The sequence below is a fragment of the Thiothrix lacustris DSM 21227 genome, from assembly GCF_000621325.1.
In the GTDB taxonomy this organism is placed as follows: Bacteria; Pseudomonadota; Gammaproteobacteria; order Thiotrichales; family Thiotrichaceae; genus Thiothrix; species Thiothrix lacustris.
The window spans coordinates 105734-122860 of sequence record NZ_JHYQ01000008.1 but is presented as its reverse complement, the minus strand read 5'-3'; the positions used below and the strand labels follow the sequence as shown (position 1 = coordinate 122860).

Annotated in this window: 17 protein-coding genes; 7 read left to right on the top strand and 10 right to left on the bottom strand. The window is 52.1% G+C overall.

What is annotated here, in order from left to right; translation table 11 throughout:
• The first annotated feature begins 2 nt into the window (after positions 1 to 2).
• Positions 3 to 1115: an aminotransferase class I/II-fold pyridoxal phosphate-dependent enzyme gene (locus tag Q394_RS0105825; RefSeq protein ID WP_028488447.1), complete on the top strand. Its 1113-nt coding sequence runs from the start codon at positions 3 to 5 to the stop codon at positions 1113 to 1115.
• Here Q394_RS0105825 and Q394_RS19280 read toward each other — a convergent pair.
• The 4 genes from Q394_RS19280 to Q394_RS0105805 form a co-directional block, all read right to left on the bottom strand.
• A complete protein-coding gene (locus Q394_RS19280; protein ID WP_051542887.1) occupies positions 1083 to 2432 on the bottom strand; it encodes a sigma 54-interacting transcriptional regulator in 1350 nt (449 codons plus the stop codon). The genes Q394_RS0105825 and Q394_RS19280 overlap by 33 nt on opposite strands.
• 114 nt (positions 2433 to 2546) lie before the next feature.
• The gene (locus tag Q394_RS0105815) at positions 2547 to 3233 is read right to left on the bottom strand and encodes a hypothetical protein (RefSeq protein ID WP_028488446.1); all 687 of its coding nucleotides are present in this window, start codon (positions 3231 to 3233) and stop codon (positions 2547 to 2549) included.
• 3 nt (positions 3234 to 3236) lie between these two features.
• Positions 3237 to 3707: a hypothetical protein gene (locus Q394_RS0105810; protein WP_028488445.1), complete on the bottom strand. Its 471-nt coding sequence runs from the start codon at positions 3705 to 3707 to the stop codon at positions 3237 to 3239.
• 114 nt (positions 3708 to 3821) lie between these two features.
• Entirely contained in the window at positions 3822 to 4295 is a 474-nt protein-coding gene (locus Q394_RS0105805; protein ID WP_028488444.1) for a hypothetical protein, read from the bottom strand.
• A gap of 137 nt (positions 4296 to 4432) precedes the next feature.
• Here Q394_RS0105805 and Q394_RS0105800 point away from each other — a divergent pair, with 137 nt between their 5' ends.
• Positions 4433 to 5908 carry a SulP family inorganic anion transporter gene (locus Q394_RS0105800; protein ID WP_028488443.1) on the top strand — a complete coding sequence of 492 codons (1476 nt, stop codon included), beginning with the start codon at positions 4433 to 4435 and terminating at the stop codon, positions 5906 to 5908.
• Positions 5909 to 5919: 11 nt separating this feature from the next.
• On the top strand, positions 5920 to 6786 hold the full coding sequence (locus tag Q394_RS0105795) for a universal stress protein (RefSeq protein ID WP_028488442.1): 867 nt from the start codon (positions 5920 to 5922) through the stop codon (positions 6784 to 6786).
• Between the two features lie 7 nt (positions 6787 to 6793).
• Here Q394_RS0105795 and Q394_RS0105790 read toward each other — a convergent pair whose 3' ends face one another.
• Entirely contained in the window at positions 6794 to 8749 is a 1956-nt protein-coding gene (locus Q394_RS0105790) for an amylosucrase (protein ID WP_028488441.1), read from the bottom strand.
• A 166-nt stretch (positions 8750 to 8915) separates the two neighbouring features.
• Between Q394_RS0105790 and Q394_RS0105785 the strand changes: the two genes are divergently transcribed.
• From Q394_RS0105785 to Q394_RS0105775, 3 genes are read left to right on the top strand one after another with little or no spacing between them, the layout of a single operon-like run.
• Positions 8916 to 9500, top strand: coding sequence for an RNA polymerase sigma factor (locus Q394_RS0105785; protein ID WP_028488440.1), 585 nt, complete (start codon positions 8916 to 8918; stop codon positions 9498 to 9500).
• A gap of 5 nt (positions 9501 to 9505) precedes the next feature.
• Positions 9506 to 9751 (top strand): hypothetical protein, encoded by a 246-nt coding sequence (locus Q394_RS0105780; RefSeq protein WP_028488439.1) that lies wholly within the window; start codon positions 9506 to 9508, stop codon positions 9749 to 9751.
• A complete protein-coding gene (locus tag Q394_RS0105775; RefSeq protein WP_028488438.1) occupies positions 9738 to 10628 on the top strand; it encodes a mechanosensitive ion channel family protein in 891 nt (296 codons plus the stop codon). Before Q394_RS0105780 ends, Q394_RS0105775 begins: the two co-directional genes overlap by 14 nt.
• On the opposite strand, the gene Q394_RS0105770 is transcribed toward Q394_RS0105775, so the two are convergent.
• The 5 genes from Q394_RS0105770 to Q394_RS0105745 form a co-directional block, all read right to left on the bottom strand.
• Positions 10625 to 11215 (bottom strand): PqiC family protein, encoded by a 591-nt coding sequence (locus Q394_RS0105770; protein WP_169735882.1) that lies wholly within the window; start codon positions 11213 to 11215, stop codon positions 10625 to 10627. The two genes, Q394_RS0105775 and Q394_RS0105770, sit on opposite strands and share 4 nt — an antisense overlap.
• Before the next feature lie 14 nt (positions 11216 to 11229).
• Positions 11230 to 12906: a PqiB family protein gene (locus Q394_RS0105765; protein ID WP_028488436.1), complete on the bottom strand. Its 1677-nt coding sequence runs from the start codon at positions 12904 to 12906 to the stop codon at positions 11230 to 11232.
• A complete protein-coding gene (locus Q394_RS0105760; RefSeq protein ID WP_028488435.1) occupies positions 12903 to 13559 on the bottom strand; it encodes a paraquat-inducible protein A in 657 nt (218 codons plus the stop codon). The genes Q394_RS0105765 and Q394_RS0105760 overlap by 4 nt, the downstream gene beginning before the upstream one ends.
• Positions 13552 to 14178 carry a paraquat-inducible protein A gene (locus tag Q394_RS0105755; RefSeq protein WP_028488434.1) on the bottom strand — a complete coding sequence of 209 codons (627 nt, stop codon included), beginning with the start codon at positions 14176 to 14178 and terminating at the stop codon, positions 13552 to 13554. Before Q394_RS0105755 ends, Q394_RS0105760 begins: the two co-directional genes overlap by 8 nt.
• A 180-nt stretch (positions 14179 to 14358) precedes the next feature.
• The gene (locus Q394_RS0105745; protein WP_028488433.1) at positions 14359 to 15543 is read right to left on the bottom strand and encodes a hypothetical protein; all 1185 of its coding nucleotides are present in this window, start codon (positions 15541 to 15543) and stop codon (positions 14359 to 14361) included.
• 225 nt (positions 15544 to 15768) lie between these two features.
• Between Q394_RS0105745 and Q394_RS0105740 the strand changes: the two genes are divergently transcribed.
• Positions 15769 to 17124, top strand: coding sequence for a hemolysin family protein (locus Q394_RS0105740; protein ID WP_028488432.1), 1356 nt, complete (start codon positions 15769 to 15771; stop codon positions 17122 to 17124).
• Positions 17125 to 17127: the final 3 nt, after the last annotated feature.

Sequence of the window (17127 nt, the reverse complement as noted above, 5' to 3'; positions counted from 1 at the left end):
GCATGAATACGCCTGTGCTGCATTTTAATCGTGCGCATTACCTTGATCTGAGCCCTTATCCGCTCAGGGTAACGCAGCCAGTAGCGACCGGGATGCCTGCCGTATTGTTCGAGTCAAGTCAGGAACGCTTATTGGCTAAGCAAATGGCAGCCATGCAGGGGCAAGCGGCAGCAGTGCTGGGTATGTCCACCTTGCATCTGTTCTGGGACTGGTTTGAGTTGGTGCGCCAAACGCCCGTGCAGGTATTCATGGCGCAGGATACCTACCCCTTCATCCAGTTATTGGCAAAGCGTGCGTTTACACCACAGCGGTTGCAGACGTTCCGGGATATGGCTGAATTGGCAAAACAATTGGCACAGGTGTCACCGGCAAGTCTAGTGATGGTGGTGGCAGATAGTTGGTCATTGCGCCGTAATCAGCCTTTCGCCGTTAAATCCTGCCTAAAGTTGCTGAGCGGTCGGCGCGGTTTGTTAGTGTTGGACGATACGCAAACCTGTGGCTTGTTGGGGCATAACCCGTCACGGCAATTACCGTTTGGGGGCGGTGGCGGTGGTATTTTGCCGTGGGTTGGTGTTGCCACGGAACAGGTGGTGCTGATTACCTCGCTTGCCAAGGCATTAGGTACGCCGGTGGCGGTGTTGTCGGGGAATGCAGCCGTGGTCGACTGTTTTCGGCAACAGTCGCATACCCGTACCTATTGCAGCCCGCCGTCGCCTTGGCTTGTGGAACATGCGCTGCACGCCCTTCAGCAGAATGCACAAACAGGCGGAAGTCGCCGCCGGTCGTTGGTCGGGCATATCCATTATTTTCAGGCGCAGTTACAGGGCGTAGGCATTCACTGGGAAGGTGGGATCTTTCCAGTGCAGAAGCTGGTTTTCCCCTATGACTGGCAGTGTGTGGCGATCTACCGTTACCTGCGTCAGCGCCAGGTGGAAACCGTGGTGACCCGCAGCGATAGCGGTGCTTGTGCCTTGACGGTGGTGTTGCGGGCAGGGCATCGGCGGGAAGATATTCGGCGCTTGGTGATATTGTTGACTCAAGCGGTGGCGCAGTTGCCAACACCCTTGCGTGGGCGCGTCAGGTCAGGGTGTCCATTTAGCCCGGAACTGTTGTAGGGAGCGCACGGTTATTCCCAAGCGTTCGGCGGCTTTTGCCATATTGCCGTGTTCTTCCTGAAGGGTCAGGGTGCGGGCAATGTCGGCAACGTATTCTTTGAGTGTTTTCAAATCCATGCCGTGATGCAAAGCGTTGAGTACGGGTTGATGGAAACTTGCCTCATAATCGGCGAAATAGGTTGCTCCTATCTTTTGTAGGTAATCACGCGGAATATCATTGGTGGATAATGCGCCGTAGCCGTTATAGCGCCCGCACATGGCTCTGACTAATTGCCGCAACTCGCGCACGTTGCCGGGAAAGTCATGGGCTTGCAGGGCGTAAATGAGTGTTGGATCGACGGCGGGTGGTTCGGTAAATTCTTCGTGCAGGAATTTGTCGAGTAACAGCGGAATATCATCTTTACGCATTCGCAGCGGTGGCAGGCGAATGATATTGCTGGCAATGCGGTGGAAAAAGTCTTGGCGGAAGGTGCCGTGGCGCTGTTCTGTTTCCAGATCACGATTGGTGGCACTCACCAGTCGAAAATCGAGGGTTTGCCAGCGGTCGCCGCCCACCCGTTTATAGGCTTTTTCCTGAATCACGCGCAGTAAGGATGCTTGCAGAAATGCGGGGAGTTCGCCTACTTCATCCAGAAACAAGGTGCCGCCCGCCGCTTGCTCAAACATGCCTTCACGGGTGCGGATGGCATTGGTGAATGCGCCTTTTTCATGCCCAAAAAATTCACTGCCTGCCAGTTCGGGTACGACAGTGGTGCAGTCCAGTACCACCAGATCTTGTTTGTGTTCACGTTGATCGACGGTGTGTAATAAGCGTGCAATCAATTCCTTGCCGGTGCCAGGTTCGCCCAATAACAGGACATTCGCATGGGAGTAGCGCCCAATTTCAACGGTATTGCGCAAGACGTTTAGCCATGTTGGACTCTGGCCGATGATCTGTTCACGAATGGCCCGCGCACTTAAAATACGGTCGATTTGCGCCCAGCGTTGCAATTGTCCTAGTACTGCTTGCAGTAAGCTGTTGGGGTTTTGCCAGCAAAATAGGTGTGATACGCCAGCGGCAATCAGGTGAAGTTGTTGTTCCAGCGTGAGTTGAGGTTGGCAGCAAACCAGAATCATGCGGTGGCTGGCTTGTTCCGCATAATGGGGTAATTTTTCCAGTAGTTCATTGTCGATGGTATTGGCGATCAATACACCCGGCTGTTCGCTGTGCTGTAGTGCCTGTGTGGGGGGGTGATGTGTTGCTTGGCAAAGTGCATTTACCCACGACGCACATTCGCGCGTTGCGGCATCTTTTTCTATGGATACCCAGCCCAACATGATGATCGCCCTCGCATTATGTGCCCAGTTTTCTGCGTGATATAATTTTCTTCTGCTTAATATATAGCTTATGAGAGTGGGTCTGTGGGGGAAAGTGTCATTTAAGATTTTCCCTTACTCTTCCATGTAATCGCCCATCTTCGGCGCAAACGGATCCATTACTACAATCGTACCGTCTTTGACGCGCTTCATTAGGTTGTCGCCGTGCAAATCCCAATTGAGGTATTTTTCGTGTTCACGGTAATACTGGCAGAGTTTGCGGATGTCTTCGGCTAGCGCTTCGTTATAGCGCTCTGCGATGTAAGTCCATACCTTGTTGCGATCGGCCTGTTCCATCCAGTCGATTTCGTGGACGTGCTCCGTAAAGAATTCGGCATCGGTTTCTTCCAGATGTTCCAGTCGCTCCATGACATAGATGATGCGGTAATCGGGTTCTTCAAAGCTGAATAGGTGGATGCAGGAAGAGTCAATCGGTTGGCCGTCTTCGTCCAGGACACCGACGCGGCGGGCAAATGGCACATTTTTCAGGTCATATTGCTGGATGGCATCCAGAAAATATTCGAGACCCAGCGACTGCTTTTCCAGTAAGACGTAGTTCTTCCACGCATTATCAGCAGTATCTGCGGTAAAAATACGTTTGCATTCGGCACATTTCAGGCTGAGTTTCTTGCCGCTGTCGAAGCATTTCATCTCGTACACTTTGGTGAGGAAGGTATTCTCACATTGCGGGCAATCCATACGCTTGAATTTTCCGCTAAGGAAGCATTCGAGAATTTCTTTGCTGGCGTCCAGTTGTTCCATAATTCAATACTCTATTCCATTTCTAACGAGCAGGGGGGTGCCGAATTGGGTAATGGCAGGAAAGTAGTCGTCTATCCACATCCCTACACTGATGCCTTCGTGAAGCATGAAGGCGCGTTTTTTCTTGCCGTCCGTGGTATAGACTCGTATGCCTGCATCGTGCAGTTTGTCATGAATTTCTAGCAAATTTTCGTTGTCATCATCACGTAGAGTGCAAACCACGGGTTCCCAATGGCGGCTACGGTAAGCGTCGATCAGATTGAGGTAAAAATCTACATCGGCGGTAATGGTATTGTCAAAGTCAATGGCTACGATGCGTGAGGTGGGGGAGTCCACCAATACATAGGCATCAATCGAAAATTCATCGAACTGTGTGATGATTTTATGTTTGCCATGCATTTTGATAGCCGCTTCCAATACGCCAAAAGCAGCACAAGGCAATGTGTTATGGTAATAAAAAACGAGTTCAGTCATTCAAGGTTCTCTCTAGCGCGAAGTGATCATTTGTGATTATTCGCATTAGCATAATGACTGGGTATAGGGCAGGCAATGACCTAAGGCAAGAAAAGGCCCCGTAGGGCCATCTTCTTAAAAAAGCGGGGGAAATTCTGCATAGGACACGCGTCCGAACTGCGCTAAGGCTATGCGAAGTACAGAGGGGGATGGGGTTAGCAATTTCTCAGGGAATTCTGCATACCAAACTTCTGCGCCTCTCATGGGCTCAATCACCAGTTGGTGTTCCGTGTCCGCCTGTACCAGAGACATTTGGATGCCACGGATGCTAACACTGGGGGTGATTTCCAGCCGCACGATACCCGGCTTGCCGGATTCTAGGCGTACCAGTGAGACTTGCATGGTTGCGTGTTGTAATTTGCACTGGTTGGTTGCCAATAGGCATTCGCCCTGTAATTGCAAGGGCTGCATGGCGACAGGCTTGTCCTGTTTGGGTTGATCTTTCGTGACCCACAGATCCATTAAGCCATAGCCACCAATCAACATAAAGGGAGCAAAGATAATGGCAATGCGCATGTGGAGACTTTGCTTAAAAAACCATCGTAACATTGAAAACTCCAGCTAAAAAACAGGAAGTAGCATACACGACGATTGTGCTTATTGCTTTATTTTGCGTGCGGGTTTGCCTAGAATGCCGCTTCTGCCTTTTTGCCTCGCGCATTCACTCTCATATAACGGATAACACCATGAATTCCCTGCACCAGGATTGGTTCGCCAATGTCAAAAATGATCTATTGGCTGGCCTTGTCGTTGCTTTGGCGCTGATTCCCGAAGCCATTGCCTTTTCCATTATCGCGGGTGTTGACCCGAAAGTCGGGCTGTATGCATCGTTCAGCATGGCGGTGGTGATTGCCTTTGCAGGTGGTCGCCCCGGCATGATTTCGGCGGCAACCGGCGCGATGGCGCTGGTCATGGTCACGCTGGTAAAAGATCACGGCTTGCAATACCTGTTTGCGGCGACTTTGTTGACCGGGGTGTTGCAGATTGTCGCAGGAATGCTGCGGCTGGATTTACTGATGCGCTTTGTATCACGGGCGGTGATTGTCGGTTTTGTGAATGCGCTGGCTATCCTGATTTTCATGGCGCAATTGCCGGAATTGCTGGGCAGGGGCTGGATGGTGTACGCAATGGTAGCGGCGGGGCTGGTCATTATTTACCTGTTTCCGTATATCACTAAAGCAGTGCCGTCGCCGTTGGTGGCGATTATTGCCTTGAGTGCGGTGGCGATCCTGTTTGGGTTGGACATTCGCAGCGTGGGTGACATGGGGGCGTTGCCGGATAGTTTGCCGGTGTTCCTGCTGCCGGATGTGCCGTTGAACTGGGAAACCTTGCGTATTATTTTTCCGGTAGCGGTGACGCTGGCGGTGGTGGGTTTGCTGGAATCCTTGATGACGGCGACGATTGTCGATGACTTGACCGATTCCACCAGCAGCAAGCAGCGGGAATGCGTGGGGCAGGGTGCTGCCAATATTGCGACAGGTTTCCTCGGCGGTATGGCGGGTTGTGCGATGATCGGGCAGTCGGTGATCAATGTGAAATCCGGCGGGCGTGGGCGTTTGTCTACCTTGGTGGCGGGAGTGTTTTTGTTGCTGATGATTGTGTTCATGGGCGACTGGGTGGCGCAAATCCCGATGGCGGCTTTGGTGGCGGTGATGATCATGGTGTCGATCGGCACCTTCAATTGGGATTCCTTACGCAAGTTTCGCGAGCACCCGAAAAGTTTCAATGCCACCATGATTGCCACGGTGGCGGTGGTAGTGGCTACTCACGATCTGGCGCAAGGCGTGCTGGTCGGGGTATTGCTCTCCGGTTTCTTCTTCGCCAACAAGGTGGGGCGGATGTTGTATGTCAGCGCCAGTTCCGAAGACGAGGGGCGGATGCGGGCATATCAGGTGGTGGGGCAAGTGTTTTTCGCTTCGGCGGATTATTTCGTGGCCTCCTTCGACTTCAAGGATGTGGTGGAACGGGTGCGTATTGATGTCAGCCGCGCCCATTTCTGGGATTTGACGGCTGTGGGGGCGCTCGACAAGGTGGTGGTGAAATTCCGCCGCGAGGGTACGGAGGTGGAAGTAGTTGGCCTCAACGAAGCCAGCGCTACCCTCATCGACCGTTTCGGGGTACACGACAAACCTGAAGCCATTGAACAACTGTTGAATCACTGAGGAGCTTTCCCATGAAACCGGACAATAAAATCCTCGCCTGCGTTGACCAGTCGCATTTCGCCGAACATGTCGCCGATTACGCCGCGTGGGTCGCCACCCGTATGGAGTTGCCGCTGGAATTCCTGCACATCCTCGACCGCCACCCCGAACGCGCTCGCAATACCCACGACCACAGCGGCGCGATTGGCTTTGATGCGCAGCAAGCCTTGCTCGAAGAACTTTCACAGGAGGATGCAGCCCTCAGCAAACAAGCGCGTGAACAGGGGCGACTTTTCCTCAACCGTTTGCGCGAACGGGCGATGGCGGCCGGGGTGGAAGCCCCCGATGTACGCCAGCGTCACGGCGCATTGGTAGAAACGTTGGCAGAACAGGAAGATGGCGTGCGCATGTTCATCCTTGGTCGGCGCGGGCAAGCGGCGGAAACCACCCCGCGTGAGCTGGGGCGTAATGTCGAACGGGTGATCCGTTCCTTGCACCACCCCATCCTGACCGTGACCGCCGCTTTCACCGCACCGCAGCAAGTGATGATTGCATTTGACGGCAGCAGCATTGCGCGCAAGGGGGTGGAATTGATTGCTGCTTGTCCGCTGTTTGTGGGCTTACCCATCCACGTTATCACCTCCGGCGAACCCGGCAAAGGCGCACGGCGGCAACTCGAATGGGCGAAAACCACGCTGGAAGGCGCGGGTTTCACCACCCACACCGCCTTGCTGGCTGGCGGCCCGGAAAGTGTGATTGCGGCACAAGTACGTGAGCGCGACATTGATATGCTAGTCATGGGGGCGTACACGCATTCGGCGTGGCGTAGCTTGCTGTTTGGCAGCAAGACCACGGATTTGTTACGAGCGTCGAAGATCCCGACGCTGTTACTGCGCTAGCCGCGCCTTACTGGTCGGTCAGCCAGTAAAACCGGAAGGGTGGAATCACCAACTCGCCATTGAATAGGGCGGGGCGCTCGCCAGAATACAAATCCCGCACCGAGGCATGGCGGAAAAATGCCTTGCGCCCCAAATCTTCCATATTCAGGTGTTGCGGGTGGGCGTCGAAGTTGGCCACCACCAGTACCTTGTTCATCGGTTGGGTGGTGTCGAAACGCGCAAACACGAACAAATGCGGGTTGCCCACATCCAGCAGCTCGCGATTGTTGAAATCGGCGAATGCTGCCACTTCCTTACGCACCGCAATCATCTTTTTCAGGGCGGAAAACAGGCGATACTCAACCGTTCCGGGGGTTTTACGCAATTCGGCGCGTTCCCAGTCGATGCGCGGGCGATGTGCCCAGCGGCTGTCGTTGGCTTTGGCGGGGTCGTCCAGATACGTGCGGTCATTCAAGGTGCCGATGGCATCGCCGTAGTACAGCAGCGGAATGCCACCAAACGCCATGATCATGCCGTGCATGAGTACGATGGTTTTAATGGCAACGTCAATCCGCTCCGGGTCGTTGGCTTCCAGCGCACTTTCCAGCCCTGCCAATGAGGCCAATGAACCGGAAATGCGCGTGTCACCCGTTTTGTCATTGTGTCCGAAGGGCAGGCCGCGAGCCGGAGAATCTTCATACTTGCCGGTGAAGTAGTCGATCAAAAACTGGCGGTGTGCATACGGGTCATAGCCGACGGCGCGAATGTCGTTATCATCAAAGCCCAAGCCAATGTCATCGTGGCAGCGCAGGTAATTCAACCACGTGGCGCGTTCCAGCTTGTCGGGCAGGCTTTTGATGCCTTGAGTCAGCAGTTTGGCGTTTTTGGTGGCTGCGGCATCCCATAGCAGCGCCATGAAGGTGGCGTTGTAGGCGATTTCGCATTCTTTGGCATTGATCGCGTCTTCCCCGAAATACTTGATGATTTCCACCGGGGCAACAATCGCTTCGGCAATGAATAGCACGCCGGGCGCAGTTACTTGGCAACAATCCTTCAATAGTTGCAGTATTAGATGGGCTTCGCGCTCGTTCTGGGAAACACTGCCGATCTTTTTCCACAGGAAGGCCACCGCATCCAGCCGCAGGATGTCCGCACCTTGATTCGCCCAGTACAGGATAATGTCGAGGATTTCGATGAAGACTGCCGGGTTGCTGTAGTTCAAGTCCCATTGGTAGCTGTTGAAAACCGTCATGACCCACTTTTGCATGTCCTCATCCCAGGTGAAATTGCCGGGGGCATTTTCGGGGAAGATTTCCGGCATGGTGGCTTCAAACATGTCTGGCACTTCGCGGTTGGCGAAGATGTAGTAGTAATCCTGATGTGTCGCGCTGCCTGCTTTGGCTTGTTGTGCCCAAGCGTGTTCGTTGGAGGTGTGGTTGAGCACTACGTCCAGCGTTAGCAAGGTGTCGCGTTTGCGTAATTCGCCCGCCAATGCCTGTAAATCCTTCAACGTGCCGAAACGCTCATCAATCTGGCGGAAATCGCTGACGGCATAGCCGCCGTCACTCGCGCCTTTGGGGCATTGCATCATTGGCATCAGATGCACCAGGTTGACGCCCAGTTCCTGAAAGTAATTGACCCGTTGAGTCAGGTCAGGCAGGTCTTTGGCGAAACCGTCGGCATACAGCGCCATACCCACCCATTGCTGGTTTAAAAACCAGTTGTGGTCTTTTTCGCGCTCAAGGTCGGAATGGCGCAAGTGTTCCGGGCGTAACACGTATTGCCGCGCCATGGTTTCGACCAGCCCTTGCATGTGCTCGCGGAAGTCTTCGCGCTTACCGTACAGCACGCTGAACAAGGCGTGGATGGAGTAAAAGTTTGCCCCCAAGCGCGTGTAGAAATGCCGCAAACCCTCACCACGAATGCTGGGGTCGAGTTCGATCAGGATGTCGTTGAGAAGGGAGTGAGAGACTTGTTCGTACATGTTTGGCCTTTGGTTCCGTGCTGCTGCGTTATTTTGTGACTGGTCGCGTTGCAAAGTCTGCATGATTCCCCGCCGATTTTCCAGCGCTGCCCTGTTTTGTGCAAAAACATTGAGATTCTTTTGACTTTTCGTCAGGATGAGCCGTCCTACCAAGGAGGGATGTTTTATGGGTGACGTTCTTCACGCTTTGGATGAAGAAAGTCTGGTGGCACGTTGCCGCACTGAATTGCCCTATGTGATGGATGCATTCAGTGAAGTGGTACGCCGCCACGAGCGTTATGTATTTAATCTGTGCCGCCGTTATCTGGGCACGGAAGAGGAGGCAGAGGATGTCACGCAAGATGTATTCATGCGGGTTTTTCATGCTCTGCCCCAGTTTGAAGGCCGTGCACAGTTCAAAACTTGGCTGTACCGCATTGCGATGAACCAATGCCACAGCGCGGTGGAAAAGCGTAAACACTTTGTGCGCGACACGGATGACGGCGACGGTGGCAGCCTGTTTGACAACCTGTTGGTGGATGAACACACCCCACAGGATGATTACAGCGCCACGCAAGAACAGGACTGTGTGCAAAAGACGCTGGGTGAAATGCGCCCTGCCGAGAGCGAAATCCTCAGCCTGCGCTTTATGGGCGAATTGTCGCTGGAAGACATTGCCAGCACGCTGGATACTAAACTGAGCGCCACCAAAATGCGGTTTTACCGCGCAATGGAGCAATTCAAGAAACTGTATGAAAAATTGTGCCTGTAATCATTATGAATGACCCACACGAACAACTCGAACAGGAATTGCGCACCCTGTGGCAACAAGCGGCGAATACCCGTAAAGCCACTTCAACGCAGCGTATTAGCCGCATCCTGAAGCGGTCACGGGCGGAATTGTCGTTGCGTGATCTGTTTCAGTTTGCTGGCTTCTTGTCACTTGCCTTTTTTCAACTGTTTGGTGCGGTAGTGCACGCAGTGGTCGCTAACCCGAAGGACAATAACCATGAATCCAAGTGAACCTAGCCAGTTTGGCGATTTGCTCAAGTTTGATGAGCTGTTCAATAAACGCTTGTTGGAGCCGCTGTTTTCACAGTGGGATTTGCTGATTGCTTTTTTGCCGAAAGCGATTGCGGCTGTGCTGATTTTGTTCGTCGGCTTGCTGATTGGGATCGTGCTGTCGATGATTACCCGTTCGGTGCTGCACAAAATGGGCATAGACAAACTCAGTCGCAATGCCGGAGTCGATGCGATGATGTCAGAAGGTGGTTTGACCAGCACACCTTCGCGCTTGATTGGTAAGGTGGTGTTCTGGCTGGTGTTTTTTGCTACGTTGATGCCTGCTTCTGAATTGCTGGGGATCCGTGAGTTGACTCAGCTCATGGCCAGTTTTGTCAATTTCCTGCCCAAAATTATTGCGGCGATCATTATTGTGGTGTTCGGTTTTGTGGTCGCCAATTTCTTGCGTCAGGCAGTGCAGGGTAGCAGTAGCAGTCTTGGGTTAACGTCGACCAAAACCATTGGCGGTTTGGTGTATGGCCTGACGGTGGCGATTACCATCGTGGTGGCGCTGGGGCAGATGGGGATGGACACGCAATTGCTCTACACCGTGTTGATCACCATTATTGCGTCGATGGGGCTGGCGATTGCCTTGGCGGTAGGGTTGGGGGGGCGTGAGATGGCGCATAATCTGGTCGCCGGTTTTTATGCGCGTGAAAGTTTTATGCCGGGGCAGGAGATCGGTTTCGGTGAATACAACGGCGTTTTACGCGAAGTGCAGGCACAGAGTACGCTGCTGGAAATGGCTGATGGCAAGCTCATTTCCATTCCCAACAGCCATTTGTTCAAGCATCTGGTGCGGGTGACGCAACCAGAGGTTAGTGCTGAACAGGATTAAGGTGCTGCTGCCAGTCCCCGCACGATCTGGTTGGCGAGATCGGCAACCAAGGTGCTTTGCGCCTTGACCACGGCATCGACACCGGGTTCGGTGACTTTACGTTCCAGCGCGACTGGCTCGGTGGTCAGGATCTTGCCATCATCACCCGCTTGAAGTTGCCATAGCCCGCGTAAGGCGGCTTTGTCGCCGGGCATTCCATCAAACTGATCGAGCTTAACCACGACCTGATATTGCGGCGTTTGGCTGGTTTCCCACGGGATGGTTTGCACCCGTGTGGCAGGCAGGCGCAATTGCAATTGCTGCGAAAGCGCACTCAGGAACTCGTCTTCGAGTTGCCCACCCCACAGATGATCGTCGGAGACTTCCACCGTGGTGGTATCCTTGCGGATCACCATGCCTTCGCGGTCCAGCAGGGTAGGCAGGTTGATGGGGCCTACCCCCAGGCTTTTGATGCGTTGGGAAGTGGCGCTGGCGACTTCCGCCCCTGCGGAACCTGCCGCCAGCGTGTGGTACAGCGTCGGGGTGCTGGAGCAGGCAGCCAAGGTCAATGACAGGGCTAGCAACAATACCGTTTTCTTGTTCAACATAATCATCATGCTCCTTACTTGCCCCGGATCAGCGAGGTTGGGTTCCGTTGCAGGGTTTCGGTCAGGCTACGCACTGAGCGGGAAGCCGAAGTCACTTCTTCCAGCATTTCCTTTAACTGGAACTGGGTGGGTGAGTTCTGTGCAGTCATGCGGTCAACCTGTGCCATTGACCCCTGAATTTTTTGCAGGGTTTTACCCAAATCAATGGTGATCTGGTTCACGTCTTTGGTGACGCTGGGCAGGGTGTTTTTGTCCACTGTTTTGATGGCTTGTTCGGCAGCTTTGATGGCTTCCTTGGCAGCCTTGATGGTTTGTTCAGATTCTGTCAGCACGCCGTTGACGTTATCCACGGTCTTGTCGAGCTTGCCGCTGTTGACCAATTTTTCAATGCCATCCAGCGTATCTTGCAAGCTGGCCATGATGTCGGTTGCCATCAAGGGTAAATCATCAAACGCCGAGCCAGTGGTCGGGAATTCGCTGTAGAACTGGGTTTTGACGATTTTTTCCGGTTCGGCATCTTTTTCCATGCTTAAGCTGATGAGCTTTTGGCCTGTGAGCAAGCTACCTGTTTCGAGTTTGGCGCGTAGCCCTTTTTCTACCAGTTTACGCATCGCTTCCTCAGCTTCGCCCTGATCAATTTCGGGGTCAAAGTTTTGCGGTTGAATAGAAACCAACACAGGGACTTTTACATCCAATGATTTTCTGTCCATTCTGATGTCGATATTTTCGACTTGTCCGACGGGGATGCCTTGGAATTCCAGTGGTGAACCTACATTTAAGCCACGTACTGAGCCATTGAAGTACATGACGTAATACAGGCGTTGGGTAAATTGCTTTTCTTGTGTATCGGAGTACTTGTTGTAGAGCGGGAAAGCGTCTCCTTCTTTGCTGACATCTCCAGTAGATAGAGAGGTGGGCGTTTCAAAGGCAATCCCCCCAATCAGTAAGGAGGCCAGTGATTCCATGCGGAATTCTGCCCCGGCAGCACTCATTTTGAATTCGGCACCGCTGGCATTCCAGAAACGGCTCGTGGTGCGCACGAAGTCGAAGTATGGGTCACGCACAAAAATTTCCATGCGTACCTGACTGGTATCTTGCAATAATTGGTAGTCAATGACCTCACCGACCTGTAATTGCTTGTAGAAAACGGGTGCACCCACATCCATCGAGCCTAGTGAATCTGATAATAGGAAGAAGCGTTTGCCACTTTCTGTGGGGGCAATGACGGGCGGGCGACCTTCTCCCTTATAGAAACTCTGATCATCGGTATTTGTACCGGGGTCCATGCCAACATAAGTGCCGGAAAAAAAAGTACTTAGGCCGGAAACGCCAGAGCGGTTCACCCGTGGGCTGACGACCCAGAAACGGGCATCACTACCGAGGTGTCGACCAATTTCCTTGTTGAGCTCTAGCGTGGCTTCGATGGTTTGTAGGTCATCGCTCAGACGCAGATTGCGTAATTTACCGACAGTGACGGCTTTGTAGCGCACTTCGGTTTTGCCCGCTTCGATGCCTTCAGCACTGGGGAATTGTACGGTAATGGTGGGGCCTTTCTCATACCATGTCTGAAAAAGTAGCCATAGCCCAATGGCTACTGCTGCCAGAGGAATAAGCCAAACGGGTGAAATGCCTCGTTCTTCGCGCACGTCGACATCAGGCAGGTTATCAGGTTGTTCGATAGGATTGCTCATGCAGCAGGCTCCTCTTTACGGGAAATATCCCAGATCAAATGTTCATCCAGCATCCGCGCTGCAAACATGGTTAATACCACCACCCCCGCAAACGAAAAAGCCCCAGCATTCGCCTCAATACGGGCGAGATTACCAAACTGCACCAGTCCGGTGAGGATGGCAATCACGAATATGTCGACCATTGACCAGCGTCCCACGTATTCGGTTATTTTGTATAAGCGCATTCGGTCATGCGGACGCCAGCGTGATTTCCGCTGGATGCTGATCAATAAAAATGCGATGGAAAATAGTTTCAGCAAGGGAACAAACACACTGGCGACGAACACGATCAGTGCCAGCGGCCACTGCCCTGCTTCCAGCAAGTGCAATACGCCACTGATAATGGTGTCCGGCTGCCCTTTTCCTAGCATGTAAACACTCATGACCGGCAGCATGTTCGCCGGAATATACAGAATGGTGGAGGCAATTAGTAATGCCCAAGTCACTTCCACGCTGTTATTTTGTTCCCTCCGCTTGATGCGAGCACCGCAACGTGGGCAGGACATCACATCATATTTGCTCAAGTGTGCAGGGGCTTTGCTTAGGTTTCCACAAACCTGACACTGCACTAAACCGGCGTCATGAGCGGTATGTAATTCAGATGCGTTACTCATGTGGCTTTACCTTGTGAGTTTTGTCCAATTCGCGCCAAACAGTGAATGGATCGAGTATGGAACTGGCCGCAGTCATGGTGACAATCAGTCCTGCAAACGACCACAGCGATGTACCAATAATGAGGGTGGCTACGTCGCCCAGTTTGACGACGGCGACTAACACGCCCAGCATGAAAATTTCTAACATTCCCCACGGCTTGATTTCACGCATCCAGCGGTACAGGAATATAGCGAATGACGATTCCCAGTGATTGCGAATGGTGAGTGTCACGACCAACAAGGCAAGTAACTCAAACAACGGAAAGACAATAATATTTAGCACGATTAACACGGCTAGAATCCGGTATTCCTGATTCCAGAAGGTCATGCTGGCTCCAAACAGGTGCATTTCCTGCTCTTGGCCTTGTGCCCGTAGCCCTAACAGGGGAAAGAGGTTAGTCATGACAAACAAAATCAGCCCCGCCAGCGTCAATGCCATGACAGCATCAATCATATGAGTACGGTTACGGTAGAGGGTTTCACCACAAAAAGTACAAAACGCTGTTTGACCCGGCGCAATAGGGCGGTAATGGTGCAATTGACCACACTCCGGGCAAGCAATGTTGGGGGATTGGTTCATGGGAAAAATTTTGGCTTATAGCCATCCATTTAAAACTATCATCAGTGTAATGGAATTCAGGGTAATAAAATACGACGACACTATAATCAAAAACGGGGGAGCCTAAGCTCCCCCCAGCCGACGCTGGCTCTTGACAGGAAACCATAACGTCAGACGAACAAAACGTGATGAAAAATATAATTATTTCAGGCGGTAAGTGACACCCATGAATAAAGATTTGTCCACGTCATCATTGCCATTGTTGTCAATTTTATCTTCAACTTGAGTCAGCGCTGCTACTGTGTCAAATGCCAGCTTGTTGCTGATGTAGTAACGGTAAGTAGAGCTTGCTGCGTTAGTGGTGGTGTTCTGGTCGGTTGCGCCATTGTGGTCATAATCCAACGCCCATTTATTCAACCAGTCTACCCGATCAGAAACTTCATGGTTCAGACTCATTTGGTTCTTGAGGGTATAGCTGTCATCATTATCTTTCAAAATGGCAGAAACAGCGGTTTCATTGGAAAACTGGGTGAGGTTGCTTAATGGCCTATGGTATTCACCTGCGATATCCAGCGCTGGCTTGCCACCATCGCCGTTATAGTCTTTGACAACTTCACTAACGCCCGCCTTGACCAACCAGCCATTCTTACGGGTAGAAATACGCTCATTAACCAATACATCGTAGGCTTTGAGGATGCCAACAGCACCTAACGTGCCTGCTGTTTTACCAGAGCTTTGCAGCACTGCTTCCATGTCACCAATCCATTTTTGACGGTAATCAGTGGAACCATACTTGGTGTTGTACTCTGATTCTTTGGCAATGATTTGAGCAATCTGGTTGTATTCAGCTTTGGTCAAGTCACCTGTCAGGCTGTTATTGGCACGCAGGGCTTCTACCAAACGGATCGCTTGTGCCATTGGAGTAACGTTGACAACGCGGCCATAACCCAAGCCTACGCCAGCTTTGAGGAATGGGTCATCAGCGCCTTTTTTAATGCCTAATTCTGTATCACCGTACCAAAACGCACCTTTGCTATTATTGGGCTGAAAATACTTATTCATACCGGCAGAAGCGGTACCAATATAGTTTTCCTGGGCTTCGTCGCCTGCATTCGCACCACGCTTGGAAGATGCCTGCAAATCGCCACCGATTTTGATATCACGATCAGGTGAGCTGAATACACGGGAATAGCTGGTGTCCAGGTTCAGATCGTGGCTGGTTTGGCCTTGGTTGCCACTGTTGACATTCAGTTGGCCTGATACGTAGGCATCTTCATAAGCGCTGGTTGGTTGCTCATAGTCATACAGGGTAACATCAGCCATTGCAGTGGCTGTCATGCCCAGAGCCGCAGCGGCAACGCTTAATGTCAGAATGTGCTTTTTCATGTTTTAATCTCCATAAACTTTCATAAAACTTACCGAAAAATGTTTCGCAGTGACCAGCAAGCCTGTTGGTGTTTCTGCATCACTTGTAGGTAAGACGCCCCATGTTGTAATAAAGTCACAATTTTTTTTAAAAAACTTGAATTGCGTACAGCATTGTCTACTGTGTGACTTTACTGTTGCTGAATCTGTCGAACTACTTTTGCTCATCTTTCTGGAAAAAAACAAATGGATAACCCTCTCACTAGCCTAACCATTGCTGTTTTATTATTGGTAATCAATGGCTTTTTCGTCGCGGCTGAGTTTGCGCTCGTCAAAGCCAAAGGTGTGCGTATTGACCAACTGGCCAATCAGGGCATCCGCTCCGCAGTGTTGATCCGCAAGATTCTGGGGAATCTGGAATCCTACCTCGCAGCCTGCCAGTTGGGTATTACCATGGCTTCCCTCGGTTTGGGCTGGGTCGGTGAGCCTGCCATTGCCGCTTTGCTGGAACCTGTGTTCCGCGACTGGGGGATGTCGGAAGACACCTTGCATACCAGTTCTTTCCTGTTGGGCTTTTTGTTGTTTTCGTCACTACACATTGTGGTGGGTGAGCAAGTGCCGAAAACCTTTGCGATCCGTAAGCCGGAGCCAATGTCCTTGTGGGTGGCTTACCCGTTACAGGGATTTTATCTGATGGCTTGGCCGCTGAATCGTCTGCTGAGCCTGACGACCTCTTTCATCCTGAGCCGTTTTGGGGTGGAAGAAGCTTCCCACGGTGATGTCATGACGGGGGAAGAGCTGCGCGACATGATTGGGGTGTCCGGCGAACATGGTGCTATCGAAACCGGACAGGCTGAAATGTTGCACAACCTGTTCAAATTCGATGAACGCACGGTGCAAGAAGTCATGGTGTCTACTCAGGAGACCGATATGCTGAATATCCAGCATACGCCAGAGGAGAATATGGAGATGATTCGGCGCACCTCGCACTCACGCTTCCCGGTGGTGGATGGTGACACCGATAACCTGCTGGGTTTGTTGCTGACTAAAGACCTGTTCAATGCCATGTTGGATGGTAAGGAAAAGCCGTGGGAACACCTTCAGGATTACATCCGCCCGCCATTGGTTGTGCCGGAAACGCTGCTGGTTGCGCGTTTATTTGACACGATGCGCAGCCAGCAAGACCACATGGCTTTTGTGGTGGATGAGTACGGCGCATTCGTCGGCCAACTCACGCTCGAAGACCTGCTGGAAGAAATTGTCGGTGAAATTGCTGACGAAATGGATGAAAACGAATCCGAGTATCCCATCACCCAGATAGCGGATGATGTGTGGGAGGCACATGGCTTGTTACCCCTCAGCGATATGGAAAAAGCGCTGGGCGTTGATGTTCCTGCCGATCTCGATGCCAACACCTTGTCTGGCCTGTTCATGTTGCATTTACAGCGTATACCGGTGGTGGGGGACACGGTTGACTGCTGTGGTTTTCAGCTCAAGGTCATGTCATTGAATGGGCATCGTGTTGAAAAAGTGCAGTTGGAAGCCATGAGTGCAGAAACCCCCAAGGCAGATGCGATTACCCCACCTGTAGCGGATATTTAACCC

Bases quoted from the DNA above. Each gene is read 5' to 3' on its own strand.
- Q394_RS0105825 (WP_028488447.1), top strand. From the start codon at position 3: ATGAATACGCCTGTGCTGCATTTTAATCGTGCGCATTACCTTGATCTG.
- Q394_RS19280 (WP_051542887.1), bottom strand. From the start codon at position 2,432: ATGTTGGGCTGGGTATCCATAGAAAAAGATGCCGCAACGCGCGAATGT.
- Q394_RS0105815 (WP_028488446.1), bottom strand. From the start codon at position 3,233: ATGGAACAACTGGACGCCAGCAAAGAAATTCTCGAATGCTTCCTTAGC.
- Q394_RS0105810 (WP_028488445.1), bottom strand. From the start codon at position 3,707: ATGACTGAACTCGTTTTTTATTACCATAACACATTGCCTTGTGCTGCT.
- Q394_RS0105805 (WP_028488444.1), bottom strand. From the start codon at position 4,295: ATGTTACGATGGTTTTTTAAGCAAAGTCTCCACATGCGCATTGCCATT.
- Q394_RS0105800 (WP_028488443.1), top strand. From the start codon at position 4,433: ATGAATTCCCTGCACCAGGATTGGTTCGCCAATGTCAAAAATGATCTA.
- Q394_RS0105795 (WP_028488442.1), top strand. From the start codon at position 5,920: ATGAAACCGGACAATAAAATCCTCGCCTGCGTTGACCAGTCGCATTTC.
- Q394_RS0105790 (WP_028488441.1), bottom strand. From the start codon at position 8,749: ATGTACGAACAAGTCTCTCACTCCCTTCTCAACGACATCCTGATCGAA.
- Q394_RS0105785 (WP_028488440.1), top strand. From the start codon at position 8,916: ATGGGTGACGTTCTTCACGCTTTGGATGAAGAAAGTCTGGTGGCACGT.
- Q394_RS0105780 (WP_028488439.1), top strand. From the start codon at position 9,506: ATGAATGACCCACACGAACAACTCGAACAGGAATTGCGCACCCTGTGG.
- Q394_RS0105775 (WP_028488438.1), top strand. From the start codon at position 9,738: ATGAATCCAAGTGAACCTAGCCAGTTTGGCGATTTGCTCAAGTTTGAT.
- Q394_RS0105770 (WP_169735882.1), bottom strand. From the start codon at position 11,215: ATGTTGAACAAGAAAACGGTATTGTTGCTAGCCCTGTCATTGACCTTG.
- Q394_RS0105765 (WP_028488436.1), bottom strand. From the start codon at position 12,906: ATGAGCAATCCTATCGAACAACCTGATAACCTGCCTGATGTCGACGTG.
- Q394_RS0105760 (WP_028488435.1), bottom strand. From the start codon at position 13,559: ATGAGTAACGCATCTGAATTACATACCGCTCATGACGCCGGTTTAGTG.
- Q394_RS0105755 (WP_028488434.1), bottom strand. From the start codon at position 14,178: ATGAACCAATCCCCCAACATTGCTTGCCCGGAGTGTGGTCAATTGCAC.
- Q394_RS0105745 (WP_028488433.1), bottom strand. From the start codon at position 15,543: ATGAAAAAGCACATTCTGACATTAAGCGTTGCCGCTGCGGCTCTGGGC.
- Q394_RS0105740 (WP_028488432.1), top strand. From the start codon at position 15,769: ATGGATAACCCTCTCACTAGCCTAACCATTGCTGTTTTATTATTGGTA.